General features: G+C 62.9%; 23 protein-coding genes. 16 read left to right on the forward strand and 7 right to left on the reverse strand.

Going from position 1 to position 25,015, the window contains the following annotated elements:
* Nucleotides 1-407: 407 nt before the first annotated feature.
* From LZC95_01400 to LZC95_01415, 4 genes are all read left to right on the forward strand, one after another.
* Entirely contained in the window at nt 408-1,787 is a 1,380-nt protein-coding gene (locus LZC95_01400; GenBank protein WXA95496.1) for a sigma-54 dependent transcriptional regulator, read from the forward strand.
* A gap of 159 nt (nt 1,788-1,946) precedes the next feature.
* A complete protein-coding gene (locus LZC95_01405) occupies nt 1,947-2,963 on the forward strand; it encodes an acyltransferase domain-containing protein (GenBank protein WXA95497.1) in 1,017 nt (338 codons plus the stop codon).
* A 229-nt stretch (nt 2,964-3,192) separates the two neighbouring features.
* A complete protein-coding gene (locus tag LZC95_01410) occupies nt 3,193-3,924 on the forward strand; it encodes a trypsin-like serine protease (GenBank protein ID WXA95498.1) in 732 nt (243 codons plus the stop codon).
* Between the two features lie 88 nt (nt 3,925-4,012).
* Nucleotides 4,013-5,593: a hypothetical protein gene (locus tag LZC95_01415; protein ID WXA95499.1), complete on the forward strand. Its 1,581-nt coding sequence runs from the start codon at nt 4,013-4,015 to the stop codon at nt 5,591-5,593.
* Between the two features lie 16 nt (nt 5,594-5,609).
* On the opposite strand, the gene LZC95_01420 is transcribed toward LZC95_01415, so the two are convergent.
* Nucleotides 5,610-6,698, reverse strand: a complete 1,089-nt coding sequence (locus tag LZC95_01420; protein ID WXA95500.1) for a flippase-like domain-containing protein — start codon at nt 6,696-6,698, stop codon at nt 5,610-5,612.
* Nucleotides 6,699-6,740: 42 nt separating this feature from the next.
* Entirely contained in the window at nt 6,741-7,100 is a 360-nt protein-coding gene (locus LZC95_01425) for a helix-turn-helix transcriptional regulator (protein ID WXA95501.1), read from the reverse strand.
* A gap of 38 nt (nt 7,101-7,138) precedes the next feature.
* Here LZC95_01425 and LZC95_01430 point away from each other — a divergent pair, with 38 nt between their 5' ends.
* From LZC95_01430 to LZC95_01450, 5 genes are all read left to right on the forward strand, one after another.
* Entirely contained in the window at nt 7,139-7,570 is a 432-nt protein-coding gene (locus tag LZC95_01430) for an EamA family transporter (GenBank protein WXA95502.1), read from the forward strand.
* Nucleotides 7,571-7,630: 60 nt separating this feature from the next.
* Complete coding sequence (locus LZC95_01435) at nt 7,631-8,179, forward strand: carboxymuconolactone decarboxylase family protein (protein WXA95503.1); 549 nt, start codon at nt 7,631-7,633, stop codon at nt 8,177-8,179.
* 630 nt (nt 8,180-8,809) lie between these two features.
* Nucleotides 8,810-9,670: a DNA/RNA non-specific endonuclease gene (locus LZC95_01440; protein WXA95504.1), complete on the forward strand. Its 861-nt coding sequence runs from the start codon at nt 8,810-8,812 to the stop codon at nt 9,668-9,670.
* Between the two features lie 441 nt (nt 9,671-10,111).
* On the forward strand, nt 10,112-10,504 hold the full coding sequence (locus LZC95_01445; protein WXA95505.1) for a hypothetical protein: 393 nt from the start codon (nt 10,112-10,114) through the stop codon (nt 10,502-10,504).
* Between the two features lie 122 nt (nt 10,505-10,626).
* The gene (locus LZC95_01450) at nt 10,627-13,824 is read left to right on the forward strand and encodes a glycoside hydrolase family 78 protein (GenBank protein ID WXA95506.1); all 3,198 of its coding nucleotides are present in this window, start codon (nt 10,627-10,629) and stop codon (nt 13,822-13,824) included.
* On the opposite strand, the gene LZC95_01455 is transcribed toward LZC95_01450, so the two are convergent.
* On the reverse strand, nt 13,777-14,709 hold the full coding sequence (locus LZC95_01455) for a LysR family transcriptional regulator (protein WXA95507.1): 933 nt from the start codon (nt 14,707-14,709) through the stop codon (nt 13,777-13,779). The two genes, LZC95_01450 and LZC95_01455, sit on opposite strands and share 48 nt — an antisense overlap.
* A gap of 84 nt (nt 14,710-14,793) precedes the next feature.
* Here LZC95_01455 and LZC95_01460 point away from each other — a divergent pair, with 84 nt between their 5' ends.
* The 4 genes from LZC95_01460 to LZC95_01475 all read left to right on the forward strand — a co-directional run bounded on the left by LZC95_01460 (nt 14,794) and on the right by LZC95_01475 (nt 17,543).
* The gene (locus tag LZC95_01460) at nt 14,794-15,534 is read left to right on the forward strand and encodes an SDR family oxidoreductase (GenBank protein WXA95508.1); all 741 of its coding nucleotides are present in this window, start codon (nt 14,794-14,796) and stop codon (nt 15,532-15,534) included.
* 29 nt (nt 15,535-15,563) lie between these two features.
* The gene (locus LZC95_01465) at nt 15,564-16,460 is read left to right on the forward strand and encodes an SDR family oxidoreductase (protein WXA95509.1); all 897 of its coding nucleotides are present in this window, start codon (nt 15,564-15,566) and stop codon (nt 16,458-16,460) included.
* 120 nt (nt 16,461-16,580) lie between these two features.
* Nucleotides 16,581-17,138 carry an SRPBCC family protein gene (locus tag LZC95_01470; protein ID WXA95510.1) on the forward strand — a complete coding sequence of 186 codons (558 nt, stop codon included), beginning with the start codon at nt 16,581-16,583 and terminating at the stop codon, nt 17,136-17,138.
* Nucleotides 17,139-17,156: 18 nt separating this feature from the next.
* Nucleotides 17,157-17,543, forward strand: coding sequence for a YciI family protein (locus LZC95_01475; GenBank protein ID WXA95511.1), 387 nt, complete (start codon nt 17,157-17,159; stop codon nt 17,541-17,543).
* Between the two features lie 16 nt (nt 17,544-17,559).
* Here the strand turns inward: LZC95_01475 and LZC95_01480 are convergent, their stop codons facing one another.
* The gene (locus LZC95_01480; GenBank protein ID WXA95512.1) at nt 17,560-18,585 is read right to left on the reverse strand and encodes a LacI family transcriptional regulator; all 1,026 of its coding nucleotides are present in this window, start codon (nt 18,583-18,585) and stop codon (nt 17,560-17,562) included.
* Nucleotides 18,586-18,639: 54 nt separating this feature from the next.
* Nucleotides 18,640-19,593, reverse strand: a complete 954-nt coding sequence (locus tag LZC95_01485) for a LysR substrate-binding domain-containing protein (GenBank protein ID WXA95513.1) — start codon at nt 19,591-19,593, stop codon at nt 18,640-18,642.
* A gap of 71 nt (nt 19,594-19,664) precedes the next feature.
* Between LZC95_01485 and LZC95_01490 the strand changes: the two genes are divergently transcribed.
* Nucleotides 19,665-20,189, forward strand: a complete 525-nt coding sequence (locus LZC95_01490) for a hypothetical protein (protein ID WXA95514.1) — start codon at nt 19,665-19,667, stop codon at nt 20,187-20,189.
* 662 nt (nt 20,190-20,851) lie between these two features.
* Here LZC95_01490 and LZC95_01495 read toward each other — a convergent pair.
* Both LZC95_01495 and LZC95_01500 read right to left on the reverse strand, forming a co-directional pair.
* A complete protein-coding gene (locus LZC95_01495; protein WXA95515.1) occupies nt 20,852-22,000 on the reverse strand; it encodes an IS110 family transposase in 1,149 nt (382 codons plus the stop codon).
* 467 nt (nt 22,001-22,467) lie between these two features.
* Nucleotides 22,468-23,874 (reverse strand): FAD-dependent monooxygenase, encoded by a 1,407-nt coding sequence (locus tag LZC95_01500; protein ID WXA95516.1) that lies wholly within the window; start codon nt 23,872-23,874, stop codon nt 22,468-22,470.
* Nucleotides 23,875-23,876: 2 nt separating this feature from the next.
* On the opposite strand from LZC95_01500, the gene LZC95_01505 reads away from it, so the two are divergent.
* Together LZC95_01505 and LZC95_01510 are read left to right on the forward strand one after the other, a co-directional pair.
* Nucleotides 23,877-24,248 (forward strand): hypothetical protein, encoded by a 372-nt coding sequence (locus LZC95_01505; GenBank protein ID WXA95517.1) that lies wholly within the window; start codon nt 23,877-23,879, stop codon nt 24,246-24,248.
* Nucleotides 24,249-24,313: 65 nt separating this feature from the next.
* Nucleotides 24,314-24,964 carry a TetR/AcrR family transcriptional regulator C-terminal domain-containing protein gene (locus tag LZC95_01510; GenBank protein WXA95518.1) on the forward strand — a complete coding sequence of 217 codons (651 nt, stop codon included), beginning with the start codon at nt 24,314-24,316 and terminating at the stop codon, nt 24,962-24,964.
* The last annotated feature ends 51 nt before the right edge of the window (nt 24,965-25,015 follow it).

Genomic DNA, 25,015 nt, shown 5'->3' on the forward strand with positions numbered 1-25,015 from the left:
CGTCACTCGGACGAGAGACCGTCCGTTCGTTGCGGGCCCCTTATTTGGGTGACCGTTTGTGCGGTGAGATGGGGTGCGAGCGCAAAAAAGAAGTGAAAAACGAATTCCGTGTAATGCACTAAATGTCAGGACGGAAATACGGAATAAAGGAAATCGCGTTGCTCGAGCGAGAAACGGTGGTGGGTCAAAGTTTCCCAGGACTCATTTGTGTTCACCCCTCCGTATTCTCTCGCGCGTAACCAGGTGTGACGTGCTCACGCAAGTGGGTCAAGTGAAGCAACGAGCGGCCGATCTTTTTCGATGATCGCTGACTGCAAACTGCAGCACAATGCGTATACTGCATCGCGGATCGACGCTGCTTCGATATGCGCCGAAGAGGGCGCCAAGGGTGTGGACGGGATAAGAACATGAGAATGCTCGTCGTAGATGACGACTGCGCAACCAGGCGTCAGCTCGTTTACATCGCTAGGGAGCTGCCCGAGGTCGAGGTGCTCGAAGCGGCCTCGCAGAAGGATGCTCATGCGTTGCTCGAACGTCGCTCCATCGATGTCGCACTCATCGATTTGAGACTCGATGCGGCCGATCCCGACAATCGCGACGGCCTCGCCCTGGTGCGCGAGGTGCGTGCGCGTGCGGCCACGCCCATCGTCGTGAGTGGTTCGGACGGCATGCACGATGTTCGTCAAGCCATGCGCTTCGGTGCCCACGACTACCTCCTCAAAGAGGAGCTCAGCTCCGATTTGGTGCTCCCCATCCTTCGGCGCCTGTGCAACCAGCGGGTGCTCGAGAAAGAGGTCATCACGCTGCGCTCGAAGCGTTTCCCCTCACCCATGGACTCCTTGATCGGGCCCTCCGCCGCCATGCAACGTCTGCGGGACGTTCTGCAGCGCGTCTCCCTGTCGGACAGGCCCGTGCTCGTCACCGGTCCAACGGGCGCGGGCAAGGAGCTCGCTGTTCGCGCCATCCACGCCCTCGGGAGCCATCCCGATGAGCCTTTTCTCGATTTGAACTGCGGCGCGTTTCCGGAGTCGCTCATCGAGTCGCAACTTTTCGGTCACGAGCGCGGTGCCTTCACCGGCGCCGATCGCAAGCAACAAGGGTTCTTCACGGCCGTCGGCCGCGGCACGCTGTTCCTCGACGAGATTGCCGAATTGCCACTCGAGCTGCAGGCCAAATTGCTGCGCGTGCTCGAGACGAAGACCTACCGGCCCGTCGGGGCATCGCAAACGCGCGTCTTCGAAGGACGCGTCATCGCCGCCACCCACGCGGATCTGGAGGAGCGTGTCTCGCGGGGCCTGTTTCGCGAGGACCTGTTCTATCGGCTCAATGTTCTCGAGGTGACCGTTCCCTCGCTGGACGAGCGCCGCGACGACATCCCGGCACTCATTGCGCATTTCAGCGCGAAGCAAACGCAGCCACTCGAATTCACGGCGGCGGCAATCGAAATGCTCCGCGACGTGCCTTGGCCCGGCAATGTGCGCCAGCTTCGTAACCTCGTCGATCGCCTCGCCGTGTTCACGGAGTCGGTGGTAACGCCCGAGTTGATCGTGTCCCTCGCAGGCCGCAGCAAGCAGAAGGAAGGCGCAGCGCTCGCAGGGCTGATCCGGGCGGTTCTTCGGCTGCCCGACGCCGACAAACTGCAGCTCATGACCACTGCGCTGGTCGACGAAGCCATGCGGCTCTCGGATGGCAACAAGACGGCCGCCGCGCGGCTTCTCGGAGTCCACCGCAAAGTGGTGGAGCGGTGCCTCTCGCGGACCGAGGCTACGAGTCACCAGAACGCGTAAAGCATTGACTGGACGGAGGCGTCCGAGGCCCTCGGACGATCCCGTCCGTCCTGCCGAACGCAGCGTCGTCCATTCTCGGGGACCGCATGGCGCGCGTCCATGGCACCGAGGTTGCGTAACGAATGTGCACGAGCGCCATCTGCACACGGGAGCGCAATCATGAATAGCCGCCGCGTCGTATTCATGTTCTCCGGCCAGGGATCCCAATACCACGGGATGGGGAGGAGACTATTCGAAGAGGATTCCATCTTTCGCGACGAGCTCATGGAGCTCGAATCGTGCGCGCAATTGCTCAGTGGAAGATCGGTTATCGACGCCTTCTTGCAACCGGAGCGACGCGGATCGTTCACGCGCCTCTCGGATACTCACCCCGCCGTGTTCATGGTGGAGGTCGCGCTGGCGCGCCGTCTGGCCTACGATGGAATCATGCCCGACGTCGTTCTCGGGGCGAGCCTCGGCGAATTCGCGGCCCTGGTTACGGCAGGCGCGCTGAGCGCGGAGGATGCGCTTCGCATCGTCATCGGTCACTCGTTGGCCGTGGAGCGGAACTGCCCGAAGGGTGGAATGCTCGCCATTCTGGCCTCGCCGGACCTTTTCGAGCGCGAGCCGGCGCTTTTCGCGGAGACGTGGCTCGCTGCCACGCACTTCGAGCGGCACTTCGTCGTGTCCGGATCGACGGAAGCCATTGCCGCGACAATGGGCCGTTTGCGCAAGTGCGGAATCGTATGTTCGCAGCTTTCCGTGAATTACGCTTTTCACTCGCCGCTGGTGAAGGCCGCGGAGGGCACGTTTCTTTCCCTCATGACATCGGCCCACTGGCAAGAGGCTCGCTGCCCGGTGGTATCGTGCGCCGAAGGAGGCGTGATGCGGGGAACGACGCCCGCCGTTGGTTCGGGAATCACGGCCAAGCCGATTCAATTCTCTCGGGCCGTTGCATCCATCGAGGCCGACGGCCCATGCACGTACATCGACCTCGGGCCGTCCGGAACACTGGCCACCTTTCTCAGGTGCCTGCTCCCCAAATCGAGTGATTCGATCGCCATGCGCACGCTGTCGTCGGAGGGGAGGGAGGTCCGAAATCTCGAGCAGATTATCCATCATTTCGGGGGAATGGCGATCAAGAGCGGGATTCGAAACGCGAACGGGGCACCTTCCCACCAGCGGTGGACGGCATGAAGATCGCTGCGCCGCGTCGCAGAGGTCACTTTCGGAAGTGACGGATTGAGCGCGGCTGCGATTTCTTTTTCATAAATTTAGGTTCCTTCCCGCACGAGACTCGAGCGAGTGATTCGGATGAGTGGTTCTTTGCGGCGCGCCCTCGCGTGTGTGCCCCGCGGAGACGCTTGCGAGGCATCGCGTCGAACTCTCATTCCAAGATACCCGGCGGGTATCCGAGGAGGAATCCATGAAGCACTCTCTGTTTTTGGCAATGGCCTTGGCCGCGGTGACCGGTTGCAGTGCACAGGCTGCGGACAATGAAGTGGTGGGCGAATCGAACAGCCAAATCATCGGCGGGACGGTGGACAATGGCGATCCGTCGGTCGTCTACATCGTCATGGACGGCAAATACGGGTGTTCGGGCTCGGTGATCAGCAGCACCGTGGTCCTCACCGCGGCCCACTGCCTTGCCGGGTTCAGCTCCTTCGAGGTGCGCACGGGAACCAACGCGGGCTCGAGCCCCACGTCGAAGCTGGCCGTCAAAGAAGTGCACGCGCATCCCTCGTACAATCCCAATGGGTCGGCGGACCAAAAGTACGACATCGGCGTCATCGTTCTTTCGAAGGCAACGAGTCTTTCGCCGCTCACCATCAGCCGCACCGCACTCACGAATTCGGCCATCGGCAAGGACGTTCGCCTCGTGGGCTACGGCTGGAACGACGGTGTGTCGAAGTCGGGCGGCGGCGTCAAACGCCAAGTGACGGTCGACCTCAACGAGTTGAAATCGGATGACTTTTCCGTCGGTGAATACGGTCACACGTCATGCCACGGCGATTCGGGCGGTCCCGCGTTCTTGGGCGGCAAGATCATCGGCGTAACCTCGTACGGATACGACTATCCCTGGGAAGCGTGCATCGATGCGGGCTTCTACACGCGCGTCGACCTGTATACGAGCTTCATCGACCAATACACGCGCTGAGTGAGACGACGCTGGCGCGTTCGGCGCGTAGGCGCGGACGTGCCAGCACACCGGGGCCGAAGGCGTACCCGCGTGCTACATATCCGGGATGAGCCCGGCCCCGAACCTTTCTCGAGATCGAGCGCGCATCGGCGTGGTGGGCATTCCCGCGTTGGCTTTGCTTCCCTTTGCCGCGTACATGGGATTTTACTGCGCACGCGCCGTGCAGGTGCGTTCCCCGTACGCGGTGGCCGTCGGAGCGCTCATCTTCGTCATTTTCTTTCTTCCCGTGGCGCGTCTCGCGGTTCGAATCTTGCGGTCCCACACGTGGGACAAGGAGATGTCGCCCAAACGCGTCTTCGCCAGGACCGTGCCACTTTACGCGATGGTCCTGTTCTTCCCCGTGGGCAACCTGGTGATGCACGTCGAGACCGTGCTCGGGGCCGAGCCCTCGACGTCATGGCTCTCGTTTCCGATATGGCTCGCGGTGTTGCCGCTGGCCGTGCTGACCGTGGCGTGCGCATGGCCCATTCTTACGGCCGCGCGCGTCCTCGCAACGCAGGCCGTCTCCGCGGTGGACGAGGCCCTTTTGGGCTCGGCGGTGTCGCTCCTCGTGATGGGCGCGTTCGCGCGCCTTTCGGCGGAGGCCGCGCATTTTCATGCGGTATCGCGCGCCATCGGCCTGGTCATGCATCTTTTGACGCTTGGATTTGCCATTGCCGCTGCATTTTGCGCATGGCGGCGTTGGCAGTGGGCCAAAGGCGTGTTTCGGGCCGGCGGCACGCAGTGGGGCATCGTCTCGTACCAGCCCACGATCCATGGTCGGGTGGCGCCACTGGATGTCACGACGGATGCGTCGGCGGCGGATGGCATCATCGTGCGCTACGCGGACGATCCTGGGGCGCCGTACCGTTCGAGGGAGGCGGCCACCGTCGCGGTGGCGCGCACGTGGCTGGACGAAGTGCGCACCTTGCGTCCACTCGCGCGGCGAAGGAGCTTTGCTCTCGCGGTGCTGGGCGCCGCGCTGATGGCCACTCCGTTCCTGGTCACTCCGTCGCCGCGATTGTGGGGCATCCCGGCGCCCGCCGCGGTGCACAACCCGGCCGAGGACACGCGGACCACGCAGCCTTCGGGGCCCCTGGGGTTTCCGCGTCAATGCGCCCGGCGCGATCCGGTGTATTTCATTCCGATGGGCCATCAATCGGGTTTCGATATTCAGGATTTGGCCAATCGATATGCGGCCTCGTACCACCGCCCCTTTCTCGTGCTGAAGCCGCGAGAAATGCCACGCGCCGCGTACAACGAAGATCGCGGACAATGGGATGGCGAAAAGGTACTCTCGAGCCTCGTTCCCGAGGTGGGGCGTATTGCACCGAAGGACGCGACCCTCATCGTGCTCACCTCGGACGATCTGTACCTCGGCAGCGTCGATTGGCGATTTGCCTTCGGCACGCGCGGCCCGCCCAACATGGCCATCGTCTCCAGCGCCCGCATGCGCCTGGAGCTTCCCGGCATCGTCGAGGCCGACCAGATCGATGCCATTGCCGACTACCGCTTTCGCAAGATGATCACGAGAAATCTAGGTTTCGTCTATTGCAACTTGCAAAACACGTTCCGGCCGAAGAGCATTCTCTACTTCCGGAACATGGGCCAGCCGGATCTCGACGAGATGGACGAGTCAGTGTGGTAAGGCCGCATTGCAGGCTTCATTCGGGGCCTGGCACCTCTCCACGTTCCAGGACCTCGAGGCCGCGGGTGCCTTCCATCAGCAGCCCGAGCGCTCCCGCGAGCAACTGGAATGCGATCTGCGAAGCGTACATGAGAAATACATAGGCGGCGCCTGGGCCGGTCACGATGCTCGTCGGGTAGTACATCGTCATGCCCGAGTACACGCCCGCCTGGAACACACCGAGCATGCCCGGAGGCCCTGGAATGATGACGGCGCAGCTCAGCATGCCCATGAGGGTGCACGCCTCTCCGAAGGTGACCGCCGTGCCATCGGCATGGGTCACGCCGCATCCCCACGCGAGCAACCACATGCCGCACGCATTCAGAGCCCAGTAGATGGTCGTCTCGAAGAGGAACCCGAGCAGGTCACGCCCTCGCCCGAAGACATGCAGGCCATCCGCGAGCTTTTCGGCCATTCCCGCGAGGCGCTCGGCGAGCGAAGGCGAAACCTTGCCCACCACGAGAAGCGTCGTCCGATGCGCCCACGCGCGTGCGAAGTAGAATGTCGCGATGGTGATGGAGGCCACGCCGAATAGGCCGAACATCGCATATCCACTCATCCGCACCTGTTTGACGGATACCGGTATGCCTACGACGCGATCGGGGAGGGGATCGACCGTGGGCACGAGCAGGAGAGCCAAGGCCAGAACGACGCTCACATAGAGCCCATCGATGACACGCTCGGCCACGACGCTGCTCGTCGCCGCGGTCAGCGAGATGGGCTTTTCGCCAGGCTTTGCTCCCTGTTTCGCATGGAGCATGTATGGGCGGACGAACTCGCCAATGCGGAAGGGCATCAGGAGAATGGCCGTGAATCCCACCATGGCGGTCGTGAACAATCGCTTCTTCGGCACGTCGGTCACTGCGCGCAGCAAGAATCGCCATCGTATGCTGCGAAACCAGGCAATCGCCGCGAGGATGACGACGTAGCAAGGTACGACCCACCATCGAACCGCATGGAAGTCACCGCCCTCCGGGACGATCTTGAGCCCGCCTTTGTGAAGGGTGAGCCAAATGCCCAGTGTGATGAGGAACGAGGCGACGAGTTTGCCCTTGTGTCGTTTCAAGAAATTCAAGGAGCGTCACCTTACTCGCTCCATGTCCGAACGCTAGCTCGGCCTTTTTCGGCCGCCGCCGCCACCCCAGGTATCGGCCCATTCGGCGATTGGGACGAGTGCGTTTCGCAAGGCTACGCCGCGGTCGGTGAGGCGATAGCCCTCGTCGTCCGAGAGCTCGACGATGCCCGACTCGCGCAATTCCTTGAGTCGCGCATTGAGAACGGTGGGCGAAATGTCGTCACACCGCTCGCGCAGCGCGCGAAAGGTCGCGGGCGCGTCGCGAAGCTCCCAGAGCACGCGCAACGCCCACCTGCGCCCGAGGAGATCGAGCAGGGCCATGATGGGGCGCCCCGTCCGCGATCCGCGCACGGGCGTGCCAGGGCGAGGTGTTTTCGTGCGCGCAGATGCCATGACTACAAAATGTGTAGCATGAGGACTACACTCGCCGCGTGGAAATTGTCCTTCTTACCCTTGCGTGTGCCGTCTTCTATTCGATCTTTGCCATCTTTGCGGGCCTGGCCGGCGGCAAAATCGACGATTGGCTCGCCTCGGTTTTCTACAATGGAGTCGGCACCGTCGTGCCCTTGATCGTGTATTGGGCTTCGTCGGACCGGGGCAAAACGACGTGGCGCGGCGCCTTGCTCGCGGGCGTCGCGGGCGTGGGCATCATGCTCTTTTCCGTCGTGCTGGCGCGCATCTACACGCGCGGGGGAAATCTCTCGTTCGTGGTTCCTGCTTTGTATGGCGGCGCCATCGTATTGAGCTCCCTGTTCGGGTGGCTCGTGTTGAAAGAGCGGGTTAGTAGCCTCCAGGCCGCGGGGCTCGCCTTCATCGTCGCGGGCATTGCCTGCATCGTGGTGGCCAAGCTACAAAAAGTGTAGCGACCGTTCTTGACCCTGGGGTGGTGCTTGCTACACAATTCGTAGCAAGGAGGAGTACCCATGACCGCGCGAATCGCCCCGCTTACGCCGCCATATACGCCCGAGGTGCAGGCTTCCCTCGAGAAATGGATGCCTCCCGGAGCCGCCGTCGAGCCGCTCGTGCTTTTTCGCACCATGGCGCGCTATTCCCTTTTGAGCGACCGCATGCGCGGCCTCGGCGCCGTATTTCTCGGCCACGGCCTGCTTCCAAAGAGGGTTCGTGAGCTTCTCATTTTGAGAACGTGCGCCCGCTGCCACGCCGAATACGAGTGGGGCGTCCACGTCACCGCCTTCGCCGCCTTGGTTGGCCTGGACCCCGAGGCCGTCGCCTCCACCTTGCGCCCCGCATCGGGCGAGGATCTCGACGCGGTCCTACTGCGCTTCGTCGACGAGCTGCACGACACGGGCACCGTCTCCGACCCAACATGGGAGACTTTGGCATCTCACTTCGAGCCAAACGCGATGCTCGAAATGCTCTCCATGGTCGGCTTCTACCACGCCATCTCCTTCATCGCGAACGCCGCCCGTCTCCCCTTGGAGCCATGGGCCGCGCGCATGTCCGGAGCGTAACGCGGCGGTACCAACGGCTCGGTGGGTCGACGATTTGGCCGCGTCCGTTTCACGATGATGCAAGTCGACGACTCCTTGAAGAAAGTCTTCAAAGGGGGCCCAGGCGGCGAAGGCATCATTGAAGGCGACGCTTCGAACCGATTCCTTCAAGCGAATGATTCCATTGCTAAATCCGAAGCTGTGAGGTTTGCGCAAAAGAGGCGTCGGGCGAAAATCGTGAGCTGATTCGGCCGGCCGGTTCGTACCGGGCGTGGCAACTATGTTCGTTTACCAACGATTTACGGACGTTTAACGGGCGACCGGCTGTCTGCGCCCTATAGAGACGCTCTGCCGAGACATGCACTGATTGTCTCGTTCGTTCTCTGCCGCGAACGGCTGTATTCGATTGTTTGCTATTCTTTGTGCGCCAATGCGCGAAAGATAGCGTCCAATACGTGAAGAGAGCTTATTCAGAACTTGGCCTTCACACGTCCGTGCGCGGTGCGAGTGCATGGCGACTCGATAGCTCCATTTCGATCGACGGCCTCGGAGATCGAGACGTTATTTTTAATATATTGACGAAGCTGTGTCGTACTTTCGAAATTCGAAGGGCGGGCTGACTTCGGACTATGTACACAAGAGGAGTCTCCAATGAAACAGGCCATACCTATTGTTAGGCTCATCTGCTCTGCGCTGTTCGTGGTGAGTGCGGGCTGCGGCGGCGAGGCCATGGATGATCTGCGGGGAGCGGATGATGCGCAGGGAAACGGGAAGCCGCCGGACAACGGCGCAGTCGAGCAAGCCGACGCGCAATCGCCGGAGGACGAGGGGGCCGACCTCGCCGACGAGCGGCCGCCGGATGACAAACTCGCCGCGCAGGCTGGAGACGAGGAGTTATCAGATGGCCAGACGGCGAGGCAGGCCTTGGAGGAGGAGGCGCCGGAGGACCAGCTCGAGGCGGCCGCCGAACCATGCGCTAAGTTCTTGGACAAGAATAAGATATACAGAGCTCGATGGACCTATACGACGGACGATCGAGGTCGTGCGCATATCGCTCAGGCGGGCCATCTTTATAACCTTCGCACTCGCGCCAGGACGCCCTGCGAAACGACTGTGGGCGGCTGGGGTGGGGTTGGCTTCGATGGTTCACACCTCATCGCAGCTACGCTGGACGGTATAAGTCAGCGCTACAACCTCGTTCCGTTCCCAAAGATCGCGAACGTCGGGCCCATGAAAGTGTTCGAAAACTTGGCCAGAGACTGTATGAGCACCCAGGCAACTCTGAACCCGCAAGTGGACAACTACACTGTCGTGGCCGTGTACAACCGAAACAACACAGGTGTCATACCTGACAGAATTCAGATGTCCATGGACTACGTGACGAGGGTGCACAATACAATCCACAGATCTACGATTAGGGTCAACATCCCGAACAGCACGTCTAGCGCGTACATGAAGAGGCTCAGTAACGATATACGCAAACAAGGCAGGGACGTGGGATGCAGGAGCTGACCGCAACGGAGAGAGCATTCAAATAGGGCTTTCTCACGCCATCCTGTTGAAGAGGGAAAACCGCCAAGACGCCGAGGACGCCAAGTTTGGTGGATGCACCGAACTCTTGGCGTTCTTGGCGGCTTGGCGGTTCTTTTTCGTGCCTTCGTAGAGTGAACGTTGGTTCGAGGAATCGTGCTCGCTGATTCGGCGTGTTCCGTGCGATCCAATGCGGCCCGCCCCTGCGGGCGCGGAATGCCATGCGGCGCGGGGAGCGAGGGTGACGCGGGGAAGCATGGCATGAGCACCCGCTTTGGGGCGGGCAGCAGCGCGAAATGGGCCCAATGAGAGCACCGGAGAGCGCTGCCGGGTGGGGCAGCATCTTTTCTCCTTCTCCTTTTGCATCTGGATCTTGCTTGTGTGGAGGTGGCGTGTCGGTCGCTTCGGTGCGAACATCGCGGCGTGGACGACGAGCTCGAAATTCTCCAGCGGCGCAGGCTTCGCAAGGTCAAGGTGCGGATGATTCTCGCGGTGGTTGCGGGCATCGTGGTGCTTGGCACGGGGATCTATGTGAAGTTCGTGCGGCCCAAGTCGCCGCTCGGGGGGCCTTGTCGCTGGGGCATGGATTGCTCGACCGAGGCGCCGGCATGCATGCGGGAGTCGATGGAAGGGGGAGGCGTGTGCAGCCATCCATGCGATCCCGGGGTCGATTGTGCGGCGGGGATCAAGTGCATCAGCATCGAGCTGGATGAGCGCGACGATCGCGGGCTGCCGAAGAAGGCAGGGTACTGCTTTCCGCAAGCCTTCATCGATGTGAAGAAGGCACAGCATCGCGATGCCGGCGCGCATCGCTGACGCGCCGCAGAAATAGCGAGCAAATTCGAGAGCGCATCTTTTTCTTGCCGATCCGGGTCCTCGGTTTTATGGATTGATACGTTTCAATTTCGGAGCGGATCCGATCCAAGAAGGGGACATCCATGAAGACGGCATCTCTTCGTGTTGCGGGCACCCTGATGAGCGCTCTCTCGATCGGCGTCGCATGTGCGGGGCCTCCATCGAGGGACGACCCAGCCGCATCCGCCGACGAGCGTACCCTGTCCTCCTACGAACTTCGTGTGGCGGGCCTGCGGACGGAGTACCGCGTGAACCCGTTGGGCATCGACGTCGAGCAGCCGCGGTTCGATTGGCAGCTGCTCTCCGAAGCGGCGGGCAAACGCCAGACGGCGTACCGCATCCTCGTGGCGAGTACGCGCGAGGCCCTCGCCGACAACCGCGGCGATCTCTGGGACAGCGGCAAGGTCTCCTCCGACGAAACCACCCAAATTTCCTATGTTGGAGCACGAATTTCATCGCGCCAGCGGGCCTGGTGGAAGGTCCGAGTCTGGGACGAGAAGGGCACGGCCACGGCGTGGAGCGAGACGGCATGGTGGGAGCGCGCACTCTCCACCGGCGATTGGCAGGCCAAGTGGATCGCGTCCTCCACACCCGCGCCGACGTTGAACTCCGCGCAGTGGATCTGGTTTCCCGAAGGCGATCCCGTCACCAGTGCGCCCGCCGGTGAGCGCTATTTCCGAAAGTCGTTCACCCTGCCCGCGGGCGCCAACATCACCGCCGCGACGTGCATCATGACCGTCGACGACGAGTTCGAACTCTTCGTCAATGGAACGAGCCTGGGCTACGCGAAGCGCTGGGAGGATGTGAAACGTTTCAATTTCGAGCATTTGCTGACACCCGGAACCAACGTCCTCGCCGTTCGCGCCGTGAACACTTCGCAGAGCCCCGCAGGCCTGCTCGCTCGCGCGGACATCGCCTTCACCACCGGCGCGTCCTCGAGCATCACCTTCACCAGCGACGCCTCCTGGAAAGCCTCCGCATCCTCCTCTCCGGCCTGGTCGACCGCCCTTTTCGACGACTCCGCGTGGCCCTCCGCAAAGGCGCTCGCGGCGTATGGCGGCGGCCCGTGGGGCAAACCGAAGGCCGGCTCGGCCCCGGTTTACCTGCGCACGGATTTTCGGACCGAAAAGCCCAAACGCGCGCGCATCTACGCCACGGCCCTCGGCGTGTACGAAGTGTGGCTCAATGGCCAAAAGGTCGGCGACGAGTACCTCACGCCCGGCTTTACCGATTACCGCCAGCGGCTCCAAGTCCAGACCTACGACGTGACCGCGCTGCTCGCGGACGGTGACAACGCGCTCGGTGCCGTCGTGGCGGACGGCTGGTACAACGGCAAAGTCGGCTTCGTAGGCCGCGGTGACCACTTTGGCGCCGGTCCGAACCGCGCGCTCGTCCAGCTCGAGATCGAGCGCCACGATGGCACGCGCACCATCGTGGCCAGCAACGACACCTGGAAGTCCCACGAGGGGCCCATCGTCGCGGCCGATCTGCTCGACGGGGAAGTCTACGACGCCCGTAACGAGCTCGATGGCTGGTCCACGGCCCATTATGACGATGGCGCCTGGCCAGCCGTCCAAGTCATCCCGAACGACGCCCCCAGTCGCGCCCTCGTGGCTGACGTCACCGCGGGGGTGCGCTCGACGCAGGAGCTCACCCCCGTGTCGGTCCAGGAAATGCGTCCCGGCGTTTTCCTTTTCGACCTCGGGCAAAACATGGTCGGTCGCGCGCGGCTCCGCGTGCAGGGCGCTCGTGGGAGCACGCTCCAACTTCGCTTCGGCGAGGTGCTCAATCCCGACGGAACGCTGTACACCGACAATTTGCGCGGTGCCAAGGCGACGGACGTGTACACCTTGCGGGGTGGCGCGGAAGAGATCTTCGACCCGCACTTCACCACGCATGGTTTCCGCTACGTCGAGCTTTCGGGCGATACGGCGGCCCTTGCCAAGAAGCCCGACGCCAGCACGATCACCGGCGTCGTCTTGCACTCGTACATGACGCCGTCGGGCGCCTTCGCGACATCGTCGTCGCTCATCAATCGTCTGCAGAGCAACATCGTGTGGGGCCAGCGAGGCAACTTCGTCTCCGTGCCCACGGATTGTCCGCAGCGCGATGAGCGCCTCGGTTGGCTTGGCGATGCGCAAGTCTTTGCAAGAACGTCGACCTTCAACATGGACGTGGCCAGCTTCTTCACGAAATGGACCCGCGACGTGGACGATGCGCAATCGCCCAACGGGGCATTTCCCGACTTTGCGCCGAGCTTCAGCACCTGGGGCAGCACCCCCGCCTGGGGCGATGCCGGCGTCATCGTCCCCTGGACCATGTACCTCGCCTACGGTGACACACGCATTTTGCGCGAGCATTACGCGGCCATGGTGCGATGGGTCGAGCATATTCGAACGGCAAATCCCGATTTTCTATGGCGAAACCAGCGCGGCAGTGATTACGGCGATTGGCTATCCATCGACGCCGATACCGACAAGGAAGTCCTGGCCACTGCCTTTTACGCGCATAGCGTCGATCTCGTTGCGCGCATCGCACGCATTCTCGGCGAAGATGCCGATGCCCATACCTACGGCGCGCTCTTCGCATCCATCAAAGATGCATTCAAGAACGCCTATGTCGGCGCCGACGGCACCGTCCGCAGCAATACGCAAACCGTGTACGCGCTCGCGCTTCGCTTCGAGCTCCTCCCTGAAAACCTACGCAGCCTCGCCGCGAGCCATCTCATGGCGGACGTCGAGGCCCGTGGTCACCTCAGCACGGGATTCGTCGGCGTCGCGCACCTGCTGCCCGTGCTTACGGCCTATGGCCGCGTGGATCTCGCATACCGTCTTTTGAACACGGACACATTCCCCTCGTGGCTTTACTCCGTCAACAAAGGCGCCACCACCATTTGGGAGCGCTGGGACGGCATCCGCCCCAATGGGCAATTTCAAGATCCGGGGATGAACTCGTTCAATCACTATTCACTCGGCTCGGTCGGCGAATGGATGTACGCCACCATCGCGGGCATCGAACTGGACGAGGCCCACCCCGGGTACAAGCACTTCTTCGTGCGTCCCCGCCCGGGCGGCGGTCTCGAGTCTGCGAGTGGAAAGCTCGATACCATTCACGGCACCATCGTCAGCGATTGGAAAATCGCGGGTCGGGTCTTTTCGCTGAACGTCACGGTCCCGCCCAACACCACCGCCACGGTCAGCGTCCCATTCGGGGGCGGTGAACGCACCGTTGCCTCAGGCCAGTACACCTTTGCGGCACGCTTGCCGGATGGCGGACCGTAGCCAGGTGTGGGCCGCGTCGGTATGGACGCGGGGGTGCCAGATCATCAAATAGCGAAAGCCGGTGAGCTCCGGGGGCGGTTCCAAGACGCGGATGCGCGGATCGTGGGGCTCGCCGGCCATGAGTCGTTTGGGGAGGGTCGCAATTAGATCCGTGCCCGGAATGCAGCGCATGGCGGCGACGAAATAGGGAACCTCGAGCACGCAGGTGCGTTGGTAGCCCAGGGCCATCAGGCGCTGTTCGGGAATCGTTTGGCGGCCGGCCAAGGTGCCAATTCCAATGTGCAGGCCATTCGCGTACTGCTTGAGCGTGATGCGCCTCGTGTGCGGGCTGTCCTTGGAGACGACGCAGACGAATTCGTCCTCGTAGATGACCTCGCGGTGGAATCGCTCGGGCGCGTGGCCGTCGTCGGCATTCAAGGCGAGGTCCAGCCGGCCGTGCTCCAGCTCTTCGAGCGAGCCATCGTGCCAGGCGAGGAACTGGAACGTGACCCGCTTCGACGCCGGCAAGATCGTGCGGCACAGCGATGGGCAAATCACCTGCGCGGCGTTGTCGGTGCAAGCGATGCGGAAGGTGGCGCTTTCCTCGGCCGGATCGAAGTCGGCCCCCGCCAGCATGCGATCGAGCCGTGGAAGGATCGCCGAAAGCTCCGAGAGCATTCGCTGTCCTTTGGGCGTGGGCTCGTAGCCGGTGGCCGTGCGAATCAACAAATCGTCACGAAAGAGGTCGCGCAGACGTTGGAGGGCGCGGCTCACCGCAGGCTGGCTCAGCGCCAAGCGCGATGCCGAGCGCGAGACGCTGCGCTCCTCCGCCAGGACGGCAAAGACGACCAGTAGGTTTAGATCGGCCTGTCGGAGTTGCGTCAGACGCATAATCGATATTGCCACTATGCATTGGAAGTATGGGCTCCCGCAACCCATTCTCTCCCTTGTCGACGCGGACGAACCGCGGACCAACAAGGAGAAACGACAATGGCACAGGTTAAAAAAGGGGCAATCGTGACGGGGGCTTCGCGTGGCATCGGCAAGGCGGTGGCACTTCGCTTGGCCAAGGACGGGTTCGCCGTCGTGGTGAACTACGCAGGCAATTCGGCCAAGGCGCAGGAGGTGGTGGCGGAGATCGAAGCGGCCGGTGGGTTTGCCGTCGCGATTCAGGCCGACGTCAGTGACGAGAAGGATGTGAAGCGGCTCTTCGTCGATTCGCTGCAAGCGCTTGGCAGGCTCGACGTGGTGGTGAATTGCGCGGGCGTGATGCCCCTGTTTCCCATAGCTGGGGCCGATGTCGCGGCGTTCGATCGGGTGATTGCGACCAACCTCCGCGGAGCGTTCCTCATGCTGTCGCAGGCGGCAACGCACGTTCAATCGGGCGGTCGCATCATCGCGTTCTCCACCAGCGCGATCCCCAAGGCATTCGCGAACTATGGCGCCTACCTCGCGGCCAAAGCGGGTGTCGAGACGCTGGTGCACGTTCTCGCCAACGAGCTGCGCGGTCGCAATGTCACCGTCAACTCGGTGGCTCCTGGCCCGACGGGGACGGACCTGTTTCTCAACGGCAAGACGGAAGCCCAGATCGACCAGTTGGCCAAGCTCGCCCCGCTCGAGCGCATCGGCCAACCCGAGGAGATTGCCAGCGTCGTGGCCTTTCTCGCCGGGCCGGATGGCAGCTGGGTCAATTCGCAAGTGGTGCGCACCAACGGTGGCTTCTCTTTTTGAACCTGAATCGAACAGTGGAGATCTCAGTCATGAAAAACGTCATCCTCATCACCGGAGCTTCCAGCGGCATGGGCGCCCTCACGGCGCGCGAACTCGCCCGGGCAGGGCACACCGTTTATGCCAGCATGCGCGACATCAAGGGGCGCAACGCGGCCCAGGCCGATGCCGCGAAGACCTTCGCCGAGCAGACGAACACCGATCTGCGCGCCATCGAGATGGACATTGCGTCGCAGTCGTCGGTCGATGCGGCCGTGCGCCGCATCGTGAGTGCGAGCGGCGGGGTGGACGTGCTCGTTCACAATGCGGGGCACATGGTCTTCGGCCCCGCGGAAGCCTTTACGCCGGAACAATATGCGGAATTGTTCGATACCAACGTTCTCGGCACGCAGCGCGTGAACCGCTCGGTTTTGCCCCTCATGCGTGCACGCGGCAAAGGTCTTCTCGTCTGGGTCTCCAGTTCCTCGGTACGCGGAGGCACGCCTCCGTATCTGGCGCCCTACTTTGCCGCGAAGGCGGCCATGGACCAGCTCGCGGTGAGCTACGCCGGAGAGCTCGTGCGCTGGGGAATCGAGACATCGATCGTCGTGCCGGGGGCATTCACCATCGGAACGAACCACTTCCGGAACGCCGGCCAGCCCGCCGACGCCGCCCGCGCGGCGGAGTACCATCACGGCCCGTATGCCGGATTTGGCGACGACCTCCTCAAGGGCCTGGCCTCCACCGAGCCCCCCGACTCCGACGTGGGCGACGTGGCCCGCGCGATCGCCGATGTGGTGAGTCGCCCGCACGGCAAGCGTCCCTTCCGCGTCCACATCGATCCGGCCAGCGACGGCTCGCAAGTGGTCAGCGACGTGGGAGACCGCATCCGCGCGGAGTTCTTGCGCCGCATCGGCCAGGGAGACATCCTCAAGGTGAAAGCTTCGTAATATCGGTGGGTTAGATCTCTTTCGAAAAATCTTCTCCGCCCTGTCGATCCGACGGTCCCTCGTTCGACGACCTGTAGAACCTCCCCCCCGGGGGGGAGGTCAGGGAGAAAGAGGTCCGTCATGTTCCGTAAGATTGCTGCGGGCGTTGCTGCCGTCATCGTGTTGTTCCTCATCGTCGTGGCCACGCGCCCGTCGAAGTTCCACGTCGAGCGATCCATCGACATTGCTGCACCGCCGCAGTTCGCGTTCGATCAGGTCAACGACTTTCATGCTTGGGTAGACTGGTCGCCCTACGAGAAATTGGACCCGAAGATGCAGCGCACCTTCGAGGGGCCACGAGCCGGCACGGGCGCCGTATATGCTTGGTCGAGCGAAGCCGGGGCCGGCGCCGGCCGCATGACCCTTCAAAAGAGCGAGAAGCCGTCGCTCATCACCATCGAGCTCGCGTTCCTCAAGCCGATGCAGGCCACCGACGTGGCCACCTTCACGTTCACCCCGACGGCCACGGGCACGAAGGCCACGTGGGCACTCGACGGTGACATGAACTTCGTCTCCAAGGCGTTCGGCCTGTTCATGGACATGGACAAGATGATCGGCGGCGATTTCGAGCGCGGCCTCGTTTCCCTGAAGGCCCTCTCCGAAAGCACGTCGAAGTCCCACGTCGAGGCCTCCAACTGATCACCGCGGGAGACGATCATGCGATACCTATGCATTTACAAGCCGCGCAAGGACCAAGAGATCGCCGCGGAGCCCAGCGAGGCCGAGATGATTGCGATGGGAAAGCTCATCGACGAAATGACCCGGGCCGGTGTGCTGCTGTCGACCGAAGGATGCGCGCCCAGTTCGGAGGGCGCACGTTTGCAGCGCTTCGGCGGCGAGACCATCGTCACCGATGGGCCCTTCGCCGAGGCGAAGGAGCTGGTCGCGGGCTTCTGCCTCATTCAAGTGGAGACGAAGGCCGAGGCGGTCGCCTGGGGGCGCCGCTTTCTCGAGGTGGTTGGCGAAGGTGAGAGTGAGATTCTTCGGCTCTTCGAGCCAACCGACTTCGGCGGCTGCCGCGCCATCGCTCCTGAGGCGACCTAGAGTTGCCTGAAGTGGCCTAACGTTGCACGCGGCTCGATTCGCGGACCACGAGCTCGGGGGCGAAGACGACGGTGCGGTGCTGGTGTGTGTCGGTCTCGCCGACGAAGCGATCTTCGGCGGTTTCGGCGATGAGCATCTCCGCCGCGGTTCGCCCGAGTCGCACGGCGGGCTGCCGCACGGAGGTGAGGGGGACGGCGGCGGCGGCGGCAAATTCGATGTCGTCGTAGCCGACGATGGCCATCTCCGAGGGGACGCGTACACCGGCGCCGACCATGACTTGAAGCACGCCCAGCGCGAGAAGGTCGTTCGCGCAGGCGACGGCGGTGGGGCGCGGGCTGACGCCGAGCAAGCGTGCCCCGGCATCGCGACCACAGGCGACGTCGGTCCCCGCGCCCTCGATGACCGTGAGTTGGCGCTCGGGGCCGGGTGCCTCCGAAAGCACGCGCCGCAGGCCCTCTTCGCGTTCGCGGCACTGGGTGAGGATGCTCGGGCCGTTGACGAAGGCGATGCGGGTGTGCCCCGTTTCCACGAGGTGCCGTGCCGCGAGTGCGCCGCCCTCCACGTCGTCCACGGAGACGGAACAAGCCTCCGTCGTAGGGACGCGTCGATCGACGAAGACGCAGGAAATGCCGCTGCGGCGAAAGCGCTCGAGGCTCTCACTCGAGCTGTCGACCGGCGAGAGGAGCACCCCGCGAACCCGCTGCTCGGCGAGCATGGCCAGGTACGTCGCCTCGGCGTCCTGTCGCTGGCGGCTGTTGCAGGTGATGACTTGTAGGCCCTGTTCGTGCGCGGCTTGTTCGGCCCCGCGCGCGATGTCGACGAAGAACGGGTTGCCCAGATCGAGCACCAAGACGGCCATGATGCGGCTCTTGCCTGCCCGCAGCTGCCGCGCCGATTCGTCGCGAATGTATCCGAGCTCTTCGATGACCGAGAGCACCTTGGTTCGAGTCGCCAGCGATACGACGTGCGGGCGATTCACCACGTTGGAGACGGTGCCGACCGATACTCCGGCACGGCGCGCCACGTCCTTAATCCCGATCATCACCACCATCCCCGACCATGCGGGGCAAATGTAACACAAGACTGCGCAGTCCCTTCAGCTGGGCTTCATGTTCACTCGGGCCTTGCGGCCCTCGTAGGCCTCATCTGCCATCGACCGCTCAGTCTGCGCTCGGTTCAACTCGCTTTTTAGTATTTCCAGAAACTCCATGGTGAGCGGGCCGCCTCGACTTCGCCGCCACGCCGCCCCGACCCTCCAGCGTGCCATCTCGTCATCGAGCGCGTGCACGGTGATGCCCTCGATGCGCGGTCTCAACTGCGATTCGGGAATGAGCGCAACGCCCAGCCCGGCGGCCACCAATGCAGGAATCGTCCGGTCCTCGTTGGCCTCCTGCACGACCCTCGGATGAAATCCGTATTTGCTGCACATGCGAAAGATATGGTCGTGAAGATTCACCGATAGACTTCGCCGCGGCATGATGAACGGGGCCCGGGCATAGTCCGCCAAGTTCGCTGCTCGAGGTCGCTCACGCTTGGCGGCGAGCGCGGGCACGATGAGCATGAGCCGATCCTCGAGGACCGGTAGCTGACGAAATTCTTTGGAAATGGGCATGCGGATGAAGCCGACGTGCATGCGGCCGGCTCGCAGCGCATCGATCTGGTCGTGGCTGGACATCTCGTGAAGGTCGATTCGCGCTTCGGGGCGGCGCTTTCGGAACTTCGATACGAGGCGCGGCACGAGAACGATGGTGGCAAACCCGAATCCCACGACCAAGTGGCCCGTCTCCCCGCGGGCTGCACGCCGGCCCGTTTCCACGACGCGATCGGCATGTTGGAGAAGGCCGCGCGCCTCCTCGAGGAAGACCCTTCCCACGTCGGTGAGCTTCGCTCCGTGTCGGCCGCGATCGAAGAGCGGCGCCCCGAGCTGCTCCTCCAACTGCCGTATCTGATTGCTCAGCGCGGGCTGACTCAGATTCAAGAGCTGCGCGGCGGCCCCGAAGTGAAGGCGTTCAGCCAAGACGACGAAGGAACGCAGCCACTCGAATTTCATAGCCAATTCTTATCACCAAGCTCCGTTTATTTCATTGGACAAATGAGTGGGTAGACCGAAACGTAAGCGGCATGAGGATCGCGGTTGATATGGACGAAGTGCTGGCCGACACGCTGATCAAGCAACTGGAGTGGCTCAACACCGAATGCGGCCATTCGTTGACCTTGGCGGACGTCGTCGGGAAAGATCTTTACGACTTCATTCCGGAGAAGCACGGCAATCAGCTGCTGGAGTTGCTGCGTCAGGGAGCCTTCTTTGCCGATCTACCGGTGATGAAGGACAGCCAGGAGGTGCTGCGCCGGCTGGCCGAGGATCACGAGGTGTTCATCGCCACGGCGGCCATGGAGTTTCCTGGGTCGTTCGGGCCCAAGTTTCGCTGGCTGGCCCAGCACTTCCCCTTCATCGAGCCGAGTCACATCGTTTTCTGCGGCAACAAGAGCATCCTCCACGCCGACGCCCTGATCGACGACACCCCACGCAATCTCGCCGGCTTCCAGGGCCGCGGCATCTTGTTCTCGTCCCCGCACAACGTGAACGTGACGGGCTACGCTCGCGTCTCTAGTTGGCGCGAGGTCGAAGAGCTCTTTCGCGCTTAGCCAGGCGGGGGGCGGGTGTCCGGGACAGGCCTAGATCTGTCCCGGACAGGGGGGCGCGCGCGCGAATGGGCGCATTTTGCGGGTGAATGCGATTGGCACTGCGTTGGCAATGCATCGGGGCAGACCTTCGTGCGCGGTGCTCCGGACACCGCGCCCGCAAGGTCGCAGATCAGGACGATGGGTTGCGACAGGTACGAGTGGGACGCAACAGCCCTCCACGTGCCTGTTGATAGCGAGGAACCACTCCTACGGGAGCCTCGCCGGCGGGACCAACACGCGGAGCGGTGACTCTGTACCGGCGGTTTATGCAAGGCGATTTTCTTCTTCTTCGGATTTTTCTTCGTCGTCCGGGAGGAGGTGTTTTGGCGAAGCATGGAGCTCTCCTGTGGCTCGAGACGAGCCCGCTGCGTTTTGAAAAAGATGGGCCGCCAGACGTGCGTTTCGAGTTTGCCGTCAATTGACTCTTCGCGTTCACCGGGCAGCGATGGTCGCGGGTAGCCCCGGGACGCAGTATGGGATTCGTAGGGCGGAGCGAGACGCAATTTACGGGGCGAGCTCTCGACCTTGGCGTTACCTCGGTCGTGCTCACACCGCTCTCCCCGCGTTCATCGTCCTCCAATGGGTTCTCAAAACGTCGCGCGCTCTGCGGCGCATCGGGTGGGTCACGTCATGGTGACCTCCGAAGTCTTACGGCGAGTGTATCGCCGCTGAAGTTTCTTGGTCGCGCGCCGGAGCGCAACGGTGCGCTGAGTTTCATCGCTTCCACGCATGCTCTTTTTCTGGAAAGTCCCCTTTGTGGCCGTATTCGGGTCGTAGAAAGCCCCATCACGACACATCGCCCAGAGCACACCAGCAAGACGTCGGGCCACGGCGACAGCCGCGATCGATCTTCCTTTTTTCTTGGCGATGTTCATTCCCCAAAGACGAATGGGGTCCCCGGCATGCTTGCGCGTGCGCAGTAGGCTGTGGGCTGCTTGCACGAGCATGGCTCGCGCGTGAGGGTTTCCTTGTTTGGTGATGCCTCCGAGACGACGCTTGCTCGGTCCTCCCGTGGTCGATTCGGACGGAACGAGTCCGAGATAGGCGCTCACCGCATGGGCATTCTTGAAACGGTGGGCATCGTCCATGACGGACATGAACGTGGCCCCGACGATGAGCCCTACACCGGGGGCTGTGGCGCAAAGACGTATCCGAGGATCTCGCCCTGCCAAGTTCTGCAACTTCTCTTCCACTCTCACGAGCTGCTCGTCGAGTACTTTCAGCATGGCGGCTAACGGCGCAACAAGCTTCTGCAAGCCAGGATTCATCTCGGTTGCTTCCAAGTGCGTCACGAAGTTGCTGATATCGCACGTAGCAACACGTTTCCCATGTGCACGCGCGAGGCCGCGGATCGTGGTCACGTAACCCGCGCGGGTCTCAACCAGCGCTTGTCGGACACTCAACTGCTCGCGAAGCTCTCGACCTTCCACCGATAGGACGTGGGCTTCGGGAATGCGCCCCTGTTCGACCGCGATGGCGAGGTGCTCGGCATCGAGCGCATCGTTCTTGCGTTTGTGGTGTCCTATCCCGATCGTCTTGAGTCGCGTGGTGTCGACGATCTTCGGCTCGTGTCCCCAGGTTCGGAGGAGATCATGGACGAACCAAGCCTCTCGCGCTGCCTCGAAGGCGACAATGGCCGGAAGCGTCCCGGGCCCCAATCGACCCTTGAGCTGTTCGATCTGTTGCACGCTCGTCCGCTCCACGACTTTCCCATCGCACACCTCGCAATAAGCGATGTGGCGCGCTCCTAAATCCAGGCCTACGCTACGCATGATCGACCTCCCTTGGGCCCCCACTTCTCTTTGTGGCTCTGACCACGCGGGGGTGCCGATAGCTTCGGCGATCGGCGGGAGGTCGATCGTTTTTCTTCGCGAGGAAAGCCGGACGGCGCGCCCGCTGCGGCTGAGACCTTCCATCGATCTCGGCGTTGCAGTGGGCGTGACGTCCGGCGGCGGCGACGCGTCAGGTTTTACTGCCGCCGGTTCATCCAATCTATGGGAAGCGCAGCGGGCGCGGACCGGTGACCGAAACCTCGTTGGGGAAGCTGCAGACACTGCTCGCTTTCACCGGAACTTTTCCTACCCTCATTTTTATCTGGCAGAGAGAAGGCCAGCGGAGGAACGTCTGAGATTGCGCGGATGCGCGATCACGCCGCCGTTTGTACTTTCTTCGCCGTGGAGCGCGGTGCTGTCTACCGGCAGAGCTCCTCGCGACGCGCGCATGGCTCGAGAAGAGGGACTCAGTGCGCGTTCAAAACGCCGGCGACGTGGCCGTCGGGGCGGACCAGGATGGCTCCCGCGTTCTCGAGGCCTGGGCGCACGCCGGCGACGTCGGCATGTGCGACGGTGATGCGATCCATCCAGGGCTCGACCAGCTGCGAGGCGTTTTCGACGCCGCCGTCGAGCAGGAGGAAGTGCCCTGCGTGCATCCGTTGGAATGCGCTCGCGCCGTCGGTCGTGGGAAGGTCGGGCAGGCGACGCCCGACCCACGGATGCGCGCGGTCGCGGCCGTAGTCGATGCCGATGCCGGTTACCTTTTCGGCGAGGCGGCGGTTGGCTTCGGGGGCAGTCAGGAGCTCGGCCAGGGTGGCGCGGAGCGCGGCGATCTGCGGAGTGAATCCGATGAGGGCCTCCTGCGCCCGGGTGTTCTCGAGGACGTCCGCGCCAATGGGATGTCGCTCGTCGTGGTAGGTGTCGAGCAAGGCCTCGGGGGCTGCACCGCGGAGGACCGCGCCGAGCTTCCAACCCAGGTTGCTCGCATCTTGGAGGCCGACGTTCATGCCCTGGCCGCCGGCAGGGAAGTGGATGTGCGCCGCGTCACCGGCGAGGAAGATGCGGCCTTTTCGGTACGAGGCGGCTTGCCGGGTGGCGTTGCCGAAGCGCGATAGCCAGAGGGTCTCGGTGAGGCCAAAGTCGGTGCCGGCGATGCGGCGCATGGCATCCCGTAGCTCTTCTTCGGCGGGAGGGCACTCCTTTGGGATGTGCATGCGTGTCGGGTCGACGATGACGACGCGGAAGGAGCCGTCGGCTTGCCGCAGCATCATCATGCCGCCGCGTTCGTTGACGATGGCGGTCACGGTCGGTGGTTGCGCGAGCCGGGCGTCGCCTTGGAAGGCGGTCATGGTCGCGTCCGTCCCCGGGAACGAAATGCCCGCGGACGAGCGCACCGTGCTTCGTGCACCGTCGCACCCAACGACGTAACGCGCCCTCACGATGTAGTCGCCCTCGTCGGCGCTGCGCACGTGCACTTCGACGCCGCCCTCGTCGTGATGGAGCGCCGAAACGGCGTGTGCAAAGCGAAATTCCGCGCCGAATTCACGGGCCGCGGCCTCGAGCAATTCCTCGGTGCGCCGTTGCGCAAGGGCCAGCGTGTACGGAATCTTGGTATCGAGCGGTGCCAACGCAAGGCGCGTGTCCAGCACGGCATAGTGCGCCGTGGGCAGCAGCACGCCCTCGCGCATGAACCGCTCGGCCAGTCCGCGCATCTGCAGCAACTCCAGCGAGCGGCTGTTCATCGTGAGCGCCTTCGAATAGGGCGAGCGCATCTTCTCTGCTTCCAAAACGACGACCTGCGCGCCCGCAAGCCGAAGCTCCCGCGCAAGAAAACACCCCACCGGCCCCGCCCCCGCAATCACCACATCCACCATTGTTGTCCAGTCCCTTTCCCACCCCCACTCCTCCAAAAAGAGGAAGGATTTTTCTCGTCCCAAAAACTTCAATCCGCATCTCCTTCTCGAAGAAGAAGATCCTTCTCGAGGAAGAAGACCTTTCTCGAAGGAGAAGATCCTTCTCGAAGGAGAAGCCCCTTCTCGAAGGAGAAGACTCTTCTCGAAAGAAGCCTTCGAAAGAAGCCCTTTCGAAGGAGAAGACTCTTCTCGAAAGAAGCCCTTCTCGAAGAAGGAACCCCTTCTCGAAAGAAGCCTTCTCGAAGAAGGAACCCCTTCTCGAAGGAAGCCTTCTCGAAAGAAGGAGCCCCTTCTCGAAGAAGACGCCATTTATCATTGAACGTCGTTCAACTTGAACAATGTTCAAGTTAGGGTTGGGGGCCGACGTGTCAAGTGCACCTGTGCTAGGGATAGGCCGGGCATGCCGCGTCTCACGAAGGAACGAATTCTCAGCGAGGCGCTCGCTCTCTTGGACGAGGTCGGCACCGAAGCGTTGACCATGCGGCGCCTCGCCGACCAACTCGGTGTCCAGGCCGGTGCGCTCTATTGGCATTATCCGAACAAACAGAGCCTCGTGGCCGCCATGGCCGAAGAAATGCTCACCGACACCGCGCTCCAGGCCGACGGCGAACCCGAGAAATGGCGCGCGCGCATCGTCGAACAATTGATGGCGCTCCGCCGCGCCCTGCTCGCGCACCGCGATGGAGCCCGCGTCTTCGCGGGCACCTTCGTCGCGGAGCCAAACACATTGACCTTGGGGGAGGTGCTTCTCGGCGCCCTGCGCGACGCAGGGCTTGGAAAGAGGGAGGCCGCATGGTCATGCTCCAGCCTGGTGCACTTCGTCATTGGCTTCGTGGTCGAAGAACAGGCCGCGCAGGGCTTCGACCCCGCGACGCTGACGAGTCAGGTCGATCGCGAGAGGTACCCGAACATCGCCGCGGTCAAAGGACCGTTCACCAGTCAGGACTTCGACGCGCGCATGAAGTTCGGCCTGAACCTCATGCTCGACGGAATCGAGCGCGGCCTCGAATCGCGCGGTGCGTCGTCGGGAGGACGCACCCGCAGGGCTTGAGCGCCTTGCCCCGCGCGAGGCAGCGATCTAGGATGAGCATGAAACGTTTCA

This window comes from Sorangiineae bacterium MSr12523, assembly GCA_037157775.1.
Lineage (GTDB): Bacteria > Myxococcota_A > Polyangia > Polyangiales > Polyangiaceae > Pendulispora > Pendulispora brunnea.

Coding starts and splice junctions, on each gene's coding strand:
- LZC95_01400 (WXA95496.1), top strand. CDS start 408: ATGAGAATGCTCGTCGTAGATGACGACTGCGCAACCAGGCGTCAGCTC.
- LZC95_01405 (WXA95497.1), top strand. CDS start 1,947: ATGAATAGCCGCCGCGTCGTATTCATGTTCTCCGGCCAGGGATCCCAA.
- LZC95_01410 (WXA95498.1), top strand. CDS start 3,193: ATGAAGCACTCTCTGTTTTTGGCAATGGCCTTGGCCGCGGTGACCGGT.
- LZC95_01415 (WXA95499.1), top strand. CDS start 4,013: ATGAGCCCGGCCCCGAACCTTTCTCGAGATCGAGCGCGCATCGGCGTG.
- LZC95_01425 (WXA95501.1), bottom strand. CDS start 7,100: ATGGCATCTGCGCGCACGAAAACACCTCGCCCTGGCACGCCCGTGCGC.
- LZC95_01435 (WXA95503.1), top strand. CDS start 7,631: ATGACCGCGCGAATCGCCCCGCTTACGCCGCCATATACGCCCGAGGTG.
- LZC95_01440 (WXA95504.1), top strand. CDS start 8,810: ATGAAACAGGCCATACCTATTGTTAGGCTCATCTGCTCTGCGCTGTTC.
- LZC95_01450 (WXA95506.1), top strand. CDS start 10,627: ATGAAGACGGCATCTCTTCGTGTTGCGGGCACCCTGATGAGCGCTCTC.
- LZC95_01460 (WXA95508.1), top strand. CDS start 14,794: ATGGCACAGGTTAAAAAAGGGGCAATCGTGACGGGGGCTTCGCGTGGC.
- LZC95_01465 (WXA95509.1), top strand. CDS start 15,564: ATGAAAAACGTCATCCTCATCACCGGAGCTTCCAGCGGCATGGGCGCC.
- LZC95_01470 (WXA95510.1), top strand. CDS start 16,581: ATGTTCCGTAAGATTGCTGCGGGCGTTGCTGCCGTCATCGTGTTGTTC.
- LZC95_01475 (WXA95511.1), top strand. CDS start 17,157: ATGCGATACCTATGCATTTACAAGCCGCGCAAGGACCAAGAGATCGCC.
- LZC95_01480 (WXA95512.1), bottom strand. CDS start 18,585: ATGATCGGGATTAAGGACGTGGCGCGCCGTGCCGGAGTATCGGTCGGC.
- LZC95_01485 (WXA95513.1), bottom strand. CDS start 19,593: ATGAAATTCGAGTGGCTGCGTTCCTTCGTCGTCTTGGCTGAACGCCTT.
- LZC95_01490 (WXA95514.1), top strand. CDS start 19,665: ATGAGGATCGCGGTTGATATGGACGAAGTGCTGGCCGACACGCTGATC.
- LZC95_01495 (WXA95515.1), bottom strand. CDS start 22,000: ATGCGTAGCGTAGGCCTGGATTTAGGAGCGCGCCACATCGCTTATTGC.
- LZC95_01500 (WXA95516.1), bottom strand. CDS start 23,874: ATGGTGGATGTGGTGATTGCGGGGGCGGGGCCGGTGGGGTGTTTTCTT.
- LZC95_01510 (WXA95518.1), top strand. CDS start 24,314: ATGCCGCGTCTCACGAAGGAACGAATTCTCAGCGAGGCGCTCGCTCTC.